The 14,579-nt window shown below is 69.2% G+C and carries 11 protein-coding genes; 2 read left to right on the top strand and 9 right to left on the bottom strand.

The genetic code is table 11. The annotated features are described in order from the left end of the window. Positions 1–6: 6 nt before the first annotated feature. The 8 genes from AC07FA_RS04980 to uvrA all read right to left on the bottom strand — a co-directional run bounded on the left by AC07FA_RS04980 (position 7) and on the right by uvrA (position 11,753). A complete protein-coding gene (locus AC07FA_RS04980; RefSeq protein WP_479073259.1) occupies positions 7–1,218 on the bottom strand; it encodes a phosphoglycerate kinase in 1,212 nt (403 codons plus the stop codon). Between the two features lie 112 nt (positions 1,219–1,330). Next, positions 1,331–2,341 (bottom strand): type I glyceraldehyde-3-phosphate dehydrogenase, encoded by a 1,011-nt coding sequence (gene gap / locus AC07FA_RS04975; RefSeq protein WP_479073258.1) that lies wholly within the window; start codon positions 2,339–2,341, stop codon positions 1,331–1,333. 468 nt (positions 2,342–2,809) lie between these two features. Further along, positions 2,810–3,799, bottom strand: a complete 990-nt coding sequence (whiA, locus tag AC07FA_RS04970; protein WP_266745531.1) for a DNA-binding protein WhiA — start codon at positions 3,797–3,799, stop codon at positions 2,810–2,812. After that, entirely contained in the window at positions 3,790–4,824 is a 1,035-nt protein-coding gene (locus tag AC07FA_RS04965; RefSeq protein ID WP_479073257.1) for a gluconeogenesis factor YvcK family protein, read from the bottom strand. The genes whiA and AC07FA_RS04965 overlap by 10 nt, the downstream gene beginning before the upstream one ends. Beyond that, the gene (gene rapZ / locus AC07FA_RS04960) at positions 4,821–5,807 is read right to left on the bottom strand and encodes an RNase adapter RapZ (protein WP_479073256.1); all 987 of its coding nucleotides are present in this window, start codon (positions 5,805–5,807) and stop codon (positions 4,821–4,823) included. The genes AC07FA_RS04965 and rapZ overlap by 4 nt, the downstream gene beginning before the upstream one ends. Continuing rightward, positions 5,804–7,912, bottom strand: a complete 2,109-nt coding sequence (uvrC, locus tag AC07FA_RS04955; RefSeq protein ID WP_479073255.1) for an excinuclease ABC subunit UvrC — start codon at positions 7,910–7,912, stop codon at positions 5,804–5,806. The genes rapZ and uvrC overlap by 4 nt, the downstream gene beginning before the upstream one ends. A 76-nt stretch (positions 7,913–7,988) precedes the next feature. Beyond that, entirely contained in the window at positions 7,989–8,417 is a 429-nt protein-coding gene (locus AC07FA_RS04950; protein WP_479073254.1) for a Rieske (2Fe-2S) protein, read from the bottom strand. A gap of 270 nt (positions 8,418–8,687) precedes the next feature. After that, positions 8,688–11,753, bottom strand: coding sequence for an excinuclease ABC subunit UvrA (gene uvrA / locus AC07FA_RS04945; RefSeq protein ID WP_479073253.1), 3,066 nt, complete (start codon positions 11,751–11,753; stop codon positions 8,688–8,690). Positions 11,754–11,928: 175 nt separating this feature from the next. Between uvrA and AC07FA_RS04940 the strand changes: the two genes are divergently transcribed. After that, positions 11,929–12,615 carry a maleylpyruvate isomerase family mycothiol-dependent enzyme gene (locus AC07FA_RS04940; RefSeq protein WP_479073252.1) on the top strand — a complete coding sequence of 229 codons (687 nt, stop codon included), beginning with the start codon at positions 11,929–11,931 and terminating at the stop codon, positions 12,613–12,615. Between the two features lie 10 nt (positions 12,616–12,625). After that, positions 12,626–13,282: an MBL fold metallo-hydrolase gene (locus AC07FA_RS04935; protein ID WP_479073251.1), complete on the top strand. Its 657-nt coding sequence runs from the start codon at positions 12,626–12,628 to the stop codon at positions 13,280–13,282. A 106-nt stretch (positions 13,283–13,388) separates the two neighbouring features. Here the strand turns inward: AC07FA_RS04935 and AC07FA_RS04930 are convergent, their stop codons facing one another. Further along, positions 13,389–14,405 (bottom strand): TerC family protein, encoded by a 1,017-nt coding sequence (locus AC07FA_RS04930; RefSeq protein WP_479073250.1) that lies wholly within the window; start codon positions 14,403–14,405, stop codon positions 13,389–13,391. Between the last annotated feature and the right edge of the window lie 174 nt (positions 14,406–14,579).

The following is a 14,579-nucleotide window of genomic DNA, read 5'->3' as shown; positions in this document are numbered from 1 at the left end:
TGAGTGTCAGTCCTCCAGTGCGGCGAGGCCGGGAAGCGTCTTGCCCTCGAGGTATTCGAGGCTGGCGCCGCCACCGGTCGAGATATGGCCGAATGCATTCTCGTCGAAGCCCAGGATGCGCACGGCGGCGGCACTGTCCCCGCCGCCGACGACGCTGAAGGCCGAGGAGTCGACGAGGGCCTGGGCGACGGCCTTGGTGCCCTCGGCGTAGTCGGGGTGCTCGAAGACGCCCATGGGGCCGTTCCAGAAGACCGTGGCCGCGTCGGCGAGCTTCGCCGCGTACAGCTCACGGGTCTCGGGACCGATGTCCAGACCCTCCTGGTCGGCCGGGATGGCGTCGGCCGCGACCGTGGTGGGGTTGGCCGGGGCCTTCGTCTTGAGGTCGGGGAACTCGCGCGCCACGAGGACGTCGACGGGGAGCACGAACTCCACCCCGAGCTCCTCGGCCCGCTTGAGGTAGCCCTTGACCGCCGGGACCTGGTCCTCCTGGAGCAGCGAGATGCCGACCTCGTGGCCCTGGGCCTTGAGGAAGGTGTACGCCATGCCGCCGCCGATCAGGATGCGGTCGGCCTTCTCCAGCAGGTGGTCGATCACACCGAGCTTGTCGGAGACCTTGGCGCCGCCGAGGACCACGGCGTAGGGCCGCTGGACGTCCTCGGTCAGCTTCTTCAGGACGCCGACCTCGGTGGCGATCAGGTCGCCGGCCGCGTGCGGCAGCCGGGCCGGGAGGTCGAAGACCGAGGCGTGCTTGCGGTGGACGGCACCGAAGCCGTCGCCCACGTACACGTCGGCGAGCTCCGCGAGCTGGTCGGCGAAGGCGCCGCGCTCGGCGTCGTCCTTCGCGGTCTCACCGGCGTTGAAGCGGAGGTTCTCGATGACGGCGACCTGGCCGTCGGTGAGAGCGGCGACCGTGGCGCGGGCGGAGTCGCCGACCGTGTCGGTCGCGAAGGCGACATCGGTGCCCAGCAGCTCACCGAGGCGCGCGGCCGCGGGTGCGAGCGAGAACGCCGGGTCGGGTGCGCCCTTGGGGCGGCCGAGGTGCGAGGCGACGATGACCCGCGCGCCGGCTGCGGAAAGTCTGGCGACCGTGGGCGCGACGGCGCGGATGCGGCCGTCGTCCGTGATCGTGGTGCCGTCGAGCGGCACGTTGAGGTCGGCGCGGACGAATACCCGCTTGCCCGCGACCCCTTCGGTGAGAAGTTCGTCGATCGTCTTCATCTGTTTCCGGTACTCCTTGGAAGGGCGAGAGAGCATGCAACGGGGCTCGAACGGCGCCGCGTTGCGCCATCCGAGCCCCATGCTCACATCGAGTTGCCTGCCACTCCGAAGATCAGAGCTGGCCGCCGACGAACTCGGTCAGGTCGACAAGACGGTTGGAGTAACCCCACTCGTTGTCGTACCAGCCGAGGATCTTCACCGTCTTGCCTTCCTGAACCATCGTCATGGACGAGTCGAAGGTGCAGGACGCCGGGTCACCGACGATGTCCGAGGATACGATCGGGTCCTCGGTGTACGCGAGGTACCCCGCCAGGTCGCCGTCGTCGGACGCCTTCTTGAACGCGGCGTTGACCTCGTCCTTGGTGACCTCGCGGGTCAGCTCGACGACCAGGTCGGTGGCGGAACCGGTCGGAACCGGGACGCGCATCGCGATTCCGTCGAGCTTGCCCTTGAGCTGCGGCAGGACCAGAGCGGTGGCCTTGGCGGCACCGGTCGTGGTCGGGATGATGTTCTCGGCGGCGGCGCGGGCGCGACGCAGGTCCGAGTGCGGGAAGTCCAGGATCCGCTGGTCGTTGGTGTACGCGTGGACCGTCGTCATCAGGCCCTTGACGATGCCGAAGTTCTCGTCGAGGACCTTGGCCATCGGCGCCACACAGTTGGTGGTGCACGAGGCGTTGGAGATGACGTTGTGCTTGGCGGCGTCGTACTTGTCCTGGTTCACGCCCATCACGATCGTGATGTCCTCGTCCTTGGCCGGAGCCGAGATGAGGACCTTTTTGGCGCCACCGGCGATGTGCTTCTCGGCGTCGGCCTTCTTGGTGAAGATGCCGGTCGACTCGATCACGATGTCGACGCCCAGCTCACCCCAGGGCAGGTCGGCCGGGTTGCGCTCGGAGAGCACCTTGATGGTGTGACCGTCGACGGTGATGGTGTCGGCGGTGTGGCTGACGTCTGCCTTGAGACGACCCAGAATGGTGTCGTACTTCAGCAGGTGGGCCGTGGTCGCAGTGTCACCCAGGTCGTTGACAGCCACGATCTCGATGTCCGCACCCTGCTCCAGCAGCGCGCGGAAGTAGTTACGTCCGATGCGGCCAAAGCCGTTGATGCCTACGCGGATCGTCACGAACCGATCTCCTCGTTAGGTACGCCGGTTTTCGACGCCGGCGAGTTGTATAGGGATGTCCCCGACCGCCTCCGACCCTACCCCTCCGAGGGCCCAGGAGTGACATCGAGCGGGGCCGGCCGAGGCCCGGAAGTCCGTACTCCCGAGTAGGTCTCCGCGCCTTGGCCCGGGGCCTCCCCACGGGCGACGACCCGCTTGCGAGGGGCCTGGATGCCCGCTACGGAGCGTCAACGGCCCTGTGTTCTCAGCCTCTTTCCCCCAGGAAATGCTTGCGCCCGGCTGCTTCGGTGAGGTATTCGGGCCCCGATCGGAGCAGTACGGCGGCCGGGGCCCCGCGGGAGAAGGAGAAGTCCGAAAAGCGTCCGCGCCCGGACACGCCGCTGCCGGCGCACCCTTGCGGGGCGCCGGCAGCGGCGTGTCCGGCCAGATGCCCGGCTCGGGACACCTGATGCGGGCGTGAGGTGCGGGTCAGCCGACGAGACCGTCGGCCAGCTCCTCGCTCAGGGTGGATTCCGTCCCGGGGATGCCCAGGTCCTGGGCCCGCTTGTCGGCCATCGCCAGCAGGCGGCGGATACGGCCGGCGACGGCGTCCTTGGTCAGCGGCGGCTCGGCCAGCGCGCCCAGCTCCTCCAGGGATGCCTGCTTGTGCTCCATGCGCAGGCGTCCGGCCGCCGCGAGGTGCTCGGGGACCTCTTCGCCGAGGATCTCCAGCGCGCGTCCCACACGGGCACCCGCGGCCACGGCCGCCCGTGCCGAGCGGCGCAGGTTGGCGTCGTCGAAATTGGCGAGCCGGTTCGCCGTGGCACGGACCTCGCGCCGCATCCGGCGCTCCTCCCAGGCCAGCACCGACTCGTGTGCGCCGAGACGGGTCAGGAGCGCGCCGATGGCGTCACCGTCGCGGACGACGACGCGGTCCACGCCGCGCACCTCACGGGCCTTCGCCGCGATGGAGAGCCTGCGGGCCGCGCCGACCAGGGCGAGCGCCGCCTCCGGACCCGGGCAGGTCACCTCCAGCGAGGAGGAGCGGCCCGGCTCGGTCAGCGAGCCGTGCGCCAGGAAGGCCCCGCGCCAGGCCGCCTCGGCATCGCAGGTGGCCCCCGAGACCACCTGCGGGGGCAGCCCGCGGATGGGACGGCCCCGGCCGTCCACAAGCCCGGTCTGGCGCGCGAGCTGGTCGCCGCCCGCCACCACCCGTACGACGTAGCGGGAGCCGCGCCGCAGCCCGCCGGGCGCCATCACGATCAGCTCCGAGCTGTGCCCGAAGATCTCGAGAATGTCCCGCTTCAGCCGGCGCGCCGCCATCGCGGTGTCCAGCTCCGCCTCGATCACAATCCGGCCGCTCACCAGGTGCAGCCCACCCGCGAACCGAAGAATCGCCGAGACTTCTGCCTTCCTGCAGCAGGTCCGGGTTACGGGAAGCCGAGAGATTTCGTCCTTCACCGCTGGCGTCATCGCCATGGGCCGATCCTTCCATGCATCCGAAAAATACGGTCGTACGCGGCGGCCAACAGCTCCGGATCATGGATCGGAACGCCGTCGGGTGAAGCCACCGGCGCCAGCTCGACCGCGGCGCCGAGCCGTTCTGCGGCGTCGGCGAGGGACTCGCGGTCGGGCACGGCTGCCTCGTCGGCCAACACCACGTCCAAGGCGAGTTTAGGGGCGTGTCGTCCCAAAACCTCCAAATGACGCTGCGGTGAGAAGCCTTCTGTTTCACCGGGCTGCGGTGCGAGGTTCAGCGAAAGGACCTTCCGGGCCTTCGTGGCGACCAGCGCGTCGAGCAGTTCCGGCACGAGCAGGTGCGGAATCACCGAGGAGAACCAGGACCCGGGGCCGAGCACCACCCAGTCCGCGTCCAGGACGGCGGCGACCGCTTCCGGGACGGCGGGCGGATCGGCCGGGACGACGTGCACGGACTGCACCTCGCCCGGGGTGAGCGCCACCGTCGCCTGCCCGCGCACGGTGACGATGTCGTCGGGGTGCTCCGGGTCGTGTCCCCGTACGAGCGCCTGGAGCTCCAGGGGGACGGCCGACATCGGCAGCACCCGGCCGTGGGCGCCGAGGAGCTTGCCGACGAGGTCGAGCGCCTGCACATGGTCGCCGAGCTGCTCCCACAGGGCGACGATCAGCAGGTTGCCGACGGCGTGCTCGTGCAGATCGCCCTTGGACTCGAAACGGTGCTGGATGACCTGGGCCCACGTCCTGCCCCACTCGTCGTCCCCGCAGAGCGCGGCCAGCGCCTTGCGGAGATCGCCCGGGGGCAGCACGCCCAGCTCCTCGCGGAGCCGGCCGCTGGAGCCCCCGTCGTCGGCGACGGTGACCACGGCCGTGAGATCGCCGGTTATCCGGCGCAGGGCCGTGAGCGAGGCCGAGAGGCCCATGCCGCCGCCCAGGGCGACGACCTTGGGCTGGGCCCCGCGCTTGCGGCCGGACAGCGCCGATGTCGCTCTGCTCAACCGCCGCAGCCGCAGATTGCGATTGGTCACTCCCGCCCCATGTCCCTGTGTACGAGGACGGTCTCGATGCCTTCCGTGGCCAGCCGGGCGGCCAGCTTCTCGGACATGGCCACGGAGCGGTGCTTGCCACCCGTGCACCCGACGGCGACGGTCACGTAGCGCTTGCCCTCGCGGCGGTACCCGGCGGCGATGAGCTGGAGCAGTTCCGTGTACTGGTTGAGGAACTCCTTGGCGCCCGGCTGGTCGAAGACGTACGCGGACACCTCCTCGTTGAGCCCGGTGAACGGCCGCAGCTCCGGCACCCAGTGCGGGTTCGGCAGGAAGCGGCAGTCCACGACCAGGTCGGCGTCGACCGGCAGGCCGTACTTGTAGCCGAACGACATCACCGTGGCCCGCAGCTCCGGCTCCTCGTCGCCGGCGAACTGGGCGTCCATCTTGGCGCGCAGTTCGTGCACGTTGAGGCTGGAGGTGTCGATCACCAGGTCGGCGTCGCCGCGCAGCTCGCGCAGCAGATCGCGCTCGGCCTCGATGCCGTCGACGATCCGGCCGTCGCCCTGGAGGGGGTGCGGGCGGCGGACCGACTCGAAGCGGCGCACGAGGGCGTCGTCCGAGGACTCCAGGAAGACGATCCGCCGGGTGACGTGCTTGGCCTCCAGGTCCGCGAGGGACTCCCGGAGGTTGTCGAAGAAGCGCCGGCCCCGGACGTCGACGACGACGGCGATACGGGCGACGTTGCCCTGGGACCGGGCGCCGAGCTCCACCATCGTGGGGATCAGCGCGGGCGGGAGGTTGTCGACGACGAACCAGCCGAGGTCCTCCAGACACTTGGCGGCGGTGCTGCGCCCGGCGCCGGACATTCCGGAGATGATCACCAGTTCGGGGATGACCGGCGCGGTGGCCTCACCCGTCTCGTTCGTGGTGCCCGTACTCACGTGTGCTGCTCCGTCTGCTCGGTCGGTGCTGTGGTGCTCTGGTTCGGTCTCGTGCGCGCGTTCGTTCTGGTGCTCAGTCATGACGTGCCCCCGTCGTCCTCTTCAATGATCTCTCCTGTGGCCGTGTTCACGGCAGGCGCGGCCGGAGCGGTCGAGGCGAGGGCGGCGGCCACGGATTCCGCCGTCCTGCGTCCTATCCCCGGGACCTCGCAGATCTCGTCGATTGTCGCCTGCCGCAGCTTCTTCACGGAGCCGAAATGCTTGATCAGAGCCTGCTTCCGGGTCTCACCGAGGCCCGCGACGGCGTCCAGGGGGCTGCTGCGGATGCGCTTGGCACGCTTGGCGCGCTGGTAGGTGATGGCGAAGCGGTGGGCCTCGTCACGAATCCGCTGAAGGAGATACAGCCCTTCGCTGGAGCGGGGCATCACGACGGGATCGTCGTCATCGGGCAGCCAGACCTCTTCGAGGCGCTTGGCGAGGCCGCAGACGGCGATGTCGTCGATGCCCAGCTCGTCCAGGGCCCGTTTGGCGGCGGCGACCTGCGGCTGCCCGCCGTCGACGACGACGAGCTGCGGCGGATACGCGAAGCGCTTGGGCCGGCCGTCGTCCTCCCGCGGCTCGCTCCCGGCGTCGTCCCCCGCGGATACGGCTCCGGTGGGGGCCAGCACGGGGCCGGTCGGAGCCGGTCCTGCCGGGGCGGGGCCGGTCGGTACGGGGCCTGTCGGGGTGGGGCCGATCGGTACGGGGCCTGTCGGGGCGGGGGTCTCCTCCCACTCGCCCGTCCGTTCCTTGTCCTGGAGATACCGCTTGAAACGGCGGCCGATCACCTCGTGCATCGACCGCACGTCGTCCTGGCCTTCGAAGCCCTTGATCTGGAAGCGACGGTATTCGCTCTTGCGTGCGAGCCCGTCCTCGAAGACCACCATGGACGCCACCACGTCGTCGCCCTGGAGGTGCGAGATGTCGTAGCACTCGATGCGCAGCGGCGCCGTGTCGAGGCCGAGCGCCTCGGAGATCTCCTCCAGGGCACGGGATCGGGTCGTCAGGTCGGATGCGCGCTTCGTCTTGTGCAGCCCGAGCGCCTGGAGCGCGTTGCGCTGGACCGTGGCCATCAGGTCCTTCTTGTCGCCCCGCTGCGGGATGCGCAGGCTGACCTGCGCTCCCCTGCGCGTGGCGAGCCACTGGGAGATGGCCTCGGCGTCCTCGGGGAGTGCGGGGACCAGGACCTCCTTGGGTACGGAGTCCCCCGTCTCCTCCCCGTACAGCTGCTGGAGCGCGTGCTCGACCAGGCCCGCGGTGTCGACCGCCTCGACCTTGTCGGTGACCCAGCCGCGCTGGCCCCGGACCCGGCCGCCGCGGACGTGGAAGATCTGGACGGCCGCTTCGAGCTCGTCCTCGGCGACGGCGATCAGGTCGGCGTCGGTGGCGTCCGCGAGGACCACGGCGCTCTTCTCCATGGCCCGCCTGAGAGCCTCCACGTCGTCGCGGAGCCGGGCCGCCCGCTCGTACTCCATCTCCTCCGCCGCCAGCATCATGTCCTTCTCCAGGCGGCGGATGTACGTACCGGTCCGGCCCGCCATGAAGTCGCAGAAGTCCTCCGCGAGATCGCGGTGCTCCTCGGGGGTGACCCGGCCGACGCAGGGTGCGGAGCACTTGCCGATGTAGCCGAGGAGGCAGGGGCGGCCGGTCCTCGCGGCGTTCTTGAAGACGCCCGCGGAGCACGTACGCACGGGGAAGACGCGGAGCATCAGGTCGACGGTCTCGCGGATCGCCCACGCGTGCCCGTACGGCCCGAAGTAGCGCACGCCCTTCTTCTTGGCCCCTCGCATCACCTGGACACGGGGGAAGTCCTCGTTGAGGGTGACCGCGAGGTACGGATAGCTCTTGTCGTCGCGGTACTTGACGTTGAAGCGGGGGTCGAACTCCTTGATCCAGGAGTACTCCAGCTGGAGCGCCTCGACCTCCGTGGAGACGACGGTCCATTCGACGGAGGCGGCCGTCGTGACCATCGTGCGGGTGCGCGGATGGAGATTGGCCAGGTCCTGGAAGTAGTTGGCCACGCGCTGGCGCAGGTTCTTGGCCTTCCCGACGTAGATCACCCTGCGGTGCTCGTCGCGGAATTTGTAGACCCCCGGGGAGTCGGGGATCTGTCCCGGCTTGGGGCGGTAGCTGGAGGGGTCTGCCATGTCTCACACCCTACTTGTGGGCAGTGACAGCGCGGCCTCGTCGGCGAACGGCTCCGCGTGGATCGCGGCGGTCCCGTCAGGCGTCGGGTCCCGCGACGAGCTGTCCGGCCTCGACCGTGACCGGGACGGAGGGCAGCGGCACGGTGGCCGGGCCGTGCAGCACCTTGCCGGTCGTGATGTCGAAGCGGCTGCCGTGGCAGGGGCAGTGGCCCTCGGTGCCCTCGACCTCGTCCAGGACGCAGCCCCCGTGGGTGCACTGGGCGCTGAACGCCTTGTACTGGCCCTTGGCGGGGCAGCTCACGACGAGCCGCTGTTCGCGGTAGAGCTTGGCCCCGCCGACCGGGACCTCGTCCACGGCGCCGAGCGGGACGGGTGCGGTGGGCGTGGGCGTCTTCGCGTGGCCCAGCTTCGATTCGGTCGAGCAGGCGGCCACTCCCAGCCCGGCGGCACCGGCGAGAGCGGCGCCCTTCAGCACGGTACGGCGGGCGGCGGGCAGGCCGGACATGCGGTCTCCACGGGGTGAGGGGGCAGAGCCGCCCAGGGCGCCCGAGGGGCCGGGAACCGGAGGCGGCAGCGACAGAAACGACGATACCGGCGGAGATCGGCGGCCCTGCGACCGGGCCGGTCCGGCAAGCGCCGAGGGCGGAGCGGCCGAGGGCGGGGCCGGGCTCGGGGTCGGGGTCGGGAGCAGTCGGCGTGTGTGCGGGTGGCCGGGGCGTGACGGCGAGGTGGCGGGCGTCCGGGACAGCGGGTCGCTGTCCCGGTCAGCCGGTGCTCACGCCTTCGGGGCGCGGGCCGTCCTCTTCGCGGCGGGCTTCTTCACCGCGGCCTTCTTGGCCGCCGTCTTCTTCGCGGCGGTCTTCTTCGCTGCGGGCTGCGCCGCGGTCTTGGCCGTGGCCGTCTTACGGGCCGGGGCCGCCTTGGCGGCCACGGTCTGCTTGGCAGCCGTCTTCCGGGTGGACTTGCGGGCCGTCGGCACGGCGGCCTCGCTGATCCGGTCCGCTCCCAGGATGCTCTGGAGGAACTTCCCGGTGTGGCTCGCGGGCACCGACGCGACCTGCTCCGGGGTGCCTTCGGCGACGACGAGACCGCCTCCGTTGCCCCCTTCGGGACCCATGTCGATGACCCAGTCAGCGGTCTTGACGACATCGAGGTTGTGCTCGATCACGATCACCGAGTTGCCCTTGTCGACCAGCCCCGAGAGCACCGTGATCAGCTTGCTGATGTCCTCGAAGTGCAGACCGGTGGTCGGCTCGTCCAGGACGTAGACCGTGCGGCCCGTGGAGCGCTTCTGGAGCTCGCTCGCCAGCTTCACGCGCTGCGCCTCACCGCCGGAGAGCGTCGGCGCGGACTGCCCGAGCCTGACGTATCCCAGGCCCACCTCGTTGAGCGTACGCAGGTGGCGGGCGATCGTCGGGACGGCCTCGAAGAACGCGAGCCCCTCCTCGATCGGCATGTCCAGCACCTCGGCGATGGACTTGCCCTTGTAGTGGACTTCCAGGGTCTCCCGGTTGTAGCGCGCCCCGTGGCACACCTCGCACGGGACGTACACGTCCGGCAGGAAGTTCATCTCGATCTTGATGGTGCCGTCACCGGAGCAGTTCTCGCAGCGGCCGCCCTTGACGTTGAAGGAGAAGCGGCCCGGCAGATAGCCGCGCACCTTCGCCTCCATCGTCTCGGCGAAGAGCCGACGGACGTGGTCGAACACTCCGGTGTACGTGGCCGGGTTGGACCGCGGCGTACGGCCGATCGGCGACTGGTCGACGTGCACCACCTTGTCGACGAGGTCGTCACCCTCGACACGGGTGTGCCGGCCGGGCACCGACTTGGCGCCGTTCAGCTCGCGGGCCAGGTGCGTGTAGAGGATGTCGTTGACCAGGGTCGACTTTCCCGATCCGGAGACACCGGTGACGGCGGTGAGCACGCCGAGGGGGAAGGAGACGTCGATGTCCTGGAGGTTGTTCTCCCGGGCTCCGTGCACCGTGAGCTGCCGCGTCGGGTCGACCGGGCGCCGGATCTCGGGCATCGGGATGGCGCGCTTGCCGGCCAGATACTGGCCGGTGATCGACTCCTTGTTGGCCAGCAGGTCCTTGAGCGAGCCGGAGTGGACGACCTTGCCACCGTGCTCACCCGCTCCGGGGCCGATGTCGACGACCCAGTCGGCGACCTTGATGGTGTCCTCGTCGTGCTCGACGACGATGAGCGTGTTGCCCATGTCGCGGAGCCTGACGAGCGTCTCGATCAGCCGGTGGTTGTCCCTCTGGTGCAGTCCGATGGACGGCTCGTCCAGCACGTACAGGACGCCCACCAGGCCGGAGCCGATCTGGGTGGCCAGCCGGATGCGCTGGGCCTCGCCACCGGACAGGGTGCCCGCGGCGCGGTTGAGCGAGAGGTAGTCCAGGCCAACGTCCACGAGGAACTTCAGCCGCTCGTTGACCTCCTTGAGCACCCGCTCGGCGATCTTCTTGTCGCGGGCGTTCAGCTTGAGGCGGCCGAGGAAGTCGGCGCACTCGCTGATCGACATCGCGGCGACCTCGGCGATGGACTTCTCCATCACCGTGACCGCGAGGACGAGCGGCTTGAGCCGGGTGCCCTCACAGGTCGGGCAGGGCACCTCGCGCATGTAGCCCTCGAAGCGCTCCCGGCTGGAGTCGCTCTCGGCCTCGGAGTGACGCCGCTTCACGAACTGCACCGCGCCCTCGAAGGAGGGGGTGGTGTACGCGCGCTCGCGTCCGTACCGGTTGCGGTAGCGCACCTCGGTCTGGATCTTGTGGCCGAAGAGCAGGGCCTTCTTGGCGCGCTGGGGCAGTCCGGCCCAGGGAATGTCCGTGCGGAACCCGAGGGCTTCGGCGAGGGCGCCGATCTGCCGTCCGAAGTACTCCTTGGTGTGTCCGTGCGACCAGGGGTGGATCGCGCCCTCGTCGAGGGACTTGTCCTCGTCCGGGACGATCAGCTCCGGGTCCACCTCCATGCGCGTGCCGATGCCCGTGCAGTCGGGGCAGGCGCCGAACGGCGAGTTGAAGGAGAAGGAGCGGGGCTCCAGCTCCTCGAAGGAGAGGTCGTCGTACGGGCAGTAGAGGTGCTCGGAATACATCCGCTCACGCTCGGGGTCGTCCTCGGGGAGGTCGACGAAGTCGAGCACGACCATGCCGCCGGAGAGACCGAGGGCGGTCTCGACGGAGTCGGTCAGCCGGCGCTTGGCGCTGTCCTTGACCGTGAGGCGGTCGATGACCACCTCGATGGTGTGCTTCTCCTGCTTCTTGAGCGTGGGCGGCTCGGAGAGCTGGATGGTCTGCCCGTCGACCCTGGCCCGGCTGTAGCCCTTGGTCTGGAGATCGGAGAAGAGGTCGACGAACTCACCCTTGCGCTCACGGACCAGCGGCGACAGGACCTGGAAGCGGCTGCCCTCGGGCAGGCCCAGCACCTTGTCGACGATGGCCTGCGGCGACTGGCGCGAGATGGGGCGCCGGCACTCCGGGCAGTGCGGTTTGCCGATCCGGGCGAAGAGCAGCCGGAGGTAGTCGTAGACCTCGGTGATGGTGCCGACCGTCGAGCGCGGGTTGCGCGAGGTCGACTTCTGGTCGATGGAGACGGCGGGTGAGAGGCCCTCGATGAAGTCGACGTCCGGCTTGTCCATCTGGCCGAGGAACTGCCGGGCGTACGAGGAGAGCGACTCCACGTAGCGTCGCTGGCCCTCGGCGAAGATCGTGTCGAACGCGAGGGACGACTTGCCCGACCCGGAGAGCCCGGTGAAGACGATGAGGGAATCGCGGGGGAGGTCGAGCGAGACGTTCTTGAGGTTGTGCTCGCGCGCGCCACGGACGATGAGACGGTCGGCCACGCCGGTCCGCACCTTTCTTGAGAGAAGCGGGGGAACTGAGCCCCTGTCCCAGGATATGGGGGGCGCCACAGCGATGGAGAAGGCTTTCGACTCCGAGCGTATAGCACGCACATTCGATTTACGGCCGTGCTCCGACTCCTTCACCCGATTGAGTGGCGGAGCTAGGCTCGGCCGCATGATTGATCATGTGCGCGACCTGGGCGCTGTACGCGAGGCAACCGATCGACTGCTCAGCGCAACGGGCAAAATGGACAATGTTTCGCTCGCCGAGCCGTCACGGCTCCCGGGGTGGAGCCGGGGCCATGTACTGGCCCACCTCTCACGTAACGCCGACGCGCTCCGAAATGTTCTCCAGGGGCGACCGATGTACGCGAGCAGCGAAACCCGGGACCAGGACATCGAGCGTGACGCCCCCCGGCCGCTCGACGAGCAGCTGGCCGACCTGCGCGAGAGCGCGGCCGGCTTCCTGCAGGTGGCGGCCGGTACCGCCGACTGGGCACGTACGGTCACCCTGCGCAACGGCGTGACGGACACGGCCTCCCGCGTCCCCTTCCGTCGCCTGATCGAGGTCGAACTGCACCACGTCGACCTGGGGATCGGCTACGAGCTGGAGGATCTGCCGGAGGAGTTCGTGACGCGGGAGAACGACTTCCTGGCGAAGCGGTTCACCGGCCACCCCGAGGTGGTCTCCACGACGGTGGTCGCCGACGGACAGACGTGGACCACGGGCGGCGGCGCCGCGGGCGGACCCGTCACGGTCCGGGGGACGGCTCCCGAGGTCCTGGGCTGGCTCTGCGGGCGCCGTGACGGCTCCGCACTGACCACGGAAGGAGGACCGCTTCCCGCACTGCCCCCGCTATAGGCTGAGTCGCATGACGTACAGCGGAGCAGTCAAGGTCGGCGGACCTGCGGATGTGCACGAGTTGACCGACCTGATGATCTCCAAGGTCGCCGTCGGCCCGATGAACAACAACGCGTATCTGCTGCGCTGCCGGGCCACCGGCGAGCAGCTCCTGATCGACGCCGCCGCCGACGCCGGGACCCTGCTGCGGCTGATCGGTGACGACGGCATCGTGTCCGTCGTCACCACGCACCGGCACGGCGACCACTGGCAGGCGCTGGCCGAGGTCGTGGCGGCCACCGGAGCGCGTACCTACGCGGGGCGGTACGACGCCGAGGGCATCCCGGTCCCGACCGATGTGCTCGTCGAGGACAACGACACCATCCGGGTGGGCCGTGTCTCCCTGACCGCCCGCCACCTCGCCGGGCACACCCCGGGCTCCATCGCCCTGGTCTACGACGACCCGCACGGGGCCCCGCACCTGTTCACCGGGGACTGTCTCTTCCCCGGCGGTGTCGGCAACACGCGCAAGGACCCGGAGGCTTTCGCGAGCCTGCTCCACGACGTGGAGACGAAGTTCTTCGAGCCGCTGCCGGACGAGACCTGGGTGTATCCGGGACATGGGCACGACACCGCGCTGGGCGACGAGCGGCCCCAGCTGCCGGAGTGGCGCGAGCGCGGCTGGTGAGCGTTCCCGGGGCCTGAGACACCACACCGGCCGGGGTGGGCGGAACGATCCGCTCACCCCGGCCGGTGCCGGTTGATCTTCTTCTACGCCACGGGGGTCACCCGGTTCAGGCGTCGATGCTCTTGGTCTCCTGGTCGGCCGACCCGGCCGTCTTGGACGCGTCCTCGGCCTCCTGCGCCGCCACCTGCTTCTTGTTGGCGATCAGGCTGGTGATCGTGGTGATCACCAGGACGCCGCAGATGAAGGCCAGCGAGAACGGGATGGAGATCTCGGGGACGTGCACCCCGGACTCGTGGAGCGCGTGCAGCACCAGCTTGACGCCGATGAAGCCGAGGATCACCGACAGGCCGTAGCTGAGGTGGACCAGCTTCTTCAGCAGACCGCCGATGAGGAAGTACAGCTGGCGCAGACCCATCAGGGCGAAGGCGTTGGCGGTGAAGACGATGTACGGGTCCTGGGTCAGGCCGAAGATCGCGGGGATGGAGTCCAGCGCGAACAGCACATCGGTGGTGCCGATGGCGAGCATGACCACCATCAGCGGGGTCAGGACGCGCTTGCCGTTCTTCTGGATGAAGAGCTTGGTGCCGTGGTACCTGTCGGCCACACCGAAGCGCCGCTCGACGGACTTGAGCAGCCGGTTCTCCTCGAACTCCTCTTCGTCCTCGTCGGCCCGCGCTTCCTGGATGAGCTTCCAGGCGGTGTAGATGAGGAACGCGCCGAAGATGTAGAAGATCCACGAGAAGTTGGCGATGACCGCGGCGCCGGCGGCGATGAAGATCGCTCGCAGGACCAGGGCGATCAGCACACCGATGAGGAGCACTCGCTGCTGAAGATGCGAGGGCACCGAGAACTTCGCCATGATCAGGACGAAGACGAAGAGGTTGTCGACACTCAGCGACTTCTCGGTGATGAATCCGGCGAAGAACTCGCCCGACGCCTGGCTCTCGCCGAACACGAGCAGGCCGAGCCCGAAGAGGGCGGCCAGCACGATCCAGACGACCGTCCAGATTCCGGCTTCCTTGGTCGACACGTCATGGGGCTTGCGCCCGATGAAGAAGTCGACGGCGATCAAAGCACTCAGACCAAAGATGGTCAGTGCCCAAAGGGTCCATGAAACGTCCACTGCGCCTCCGGCAGTTCGCTACGGCTACTGATCAGCGTCGTCGCTGCCGGAGGTCTCTTCCACCTGGACGCGCGGGATGCGCGGTCGGCCGACGCCCCGGGACCGGTCACAGTCCGTACTGACGGGAACGTCGCGTATGGGAATACTCCCCTCCGTCCAAAGAACAGTACAGGA

Source organism: Streptomyces sp. NPDC045968, assembly GCF_056430475.1.
This window is presented reverse-complemented; position numbering and strand designations above follow the sequence as displayed.

Coding starts and splice junctions, on each gene's coding strand:
- AC07FA_RS04950 (WP_479073254.1), bottom strand. CDS start 8,417: ATGTCCGGCCTGCCCGCCGCCCGCCGTACCGTGCTGAAGGGCGCCGCT.
- AC07FA_RS04980 (WP_479073259.1), bottom strand. CDS start 1,218: ATGAAGACGATCGACGAACTTCTCACCGAAGGGGTCGCGGGCAAGCGG.
- AC07FA_RS04935 (WP_479073251.1), top strand. CDS start 12,626: ATGACGTACAGCGGAGCAGTCAAGGTCGGCGGACCTGCGGATGTGCAC.
- rapZ (WP_479073256.1), bottom strand. CDS start 5,807: ATGACTGAGCACCAGAACGAACGCGCGCACGAGACCGAACCAGAGCAC.
- AC07FA_RS04940 (WP_479073252.1), top strand. CDS start 11,929: ATGATTGATCATGTGCGCGACCTGGGCGCTGTACGCGAGGCAACCGAT.
- uvrC (WP_479073255.1), bottom strand. CDS start 7,912: ATGGCAGACCCCTCCAGCTACCGCCCCAAGCCGGGACAGATCCCCGAC.
- whiA (WP_266745531.1), bottom strand. CDS start 3,799: ATGGCGATGACGCCAGCGGTGAAGGACGAAATCTCTCGGCTTCCCGTA.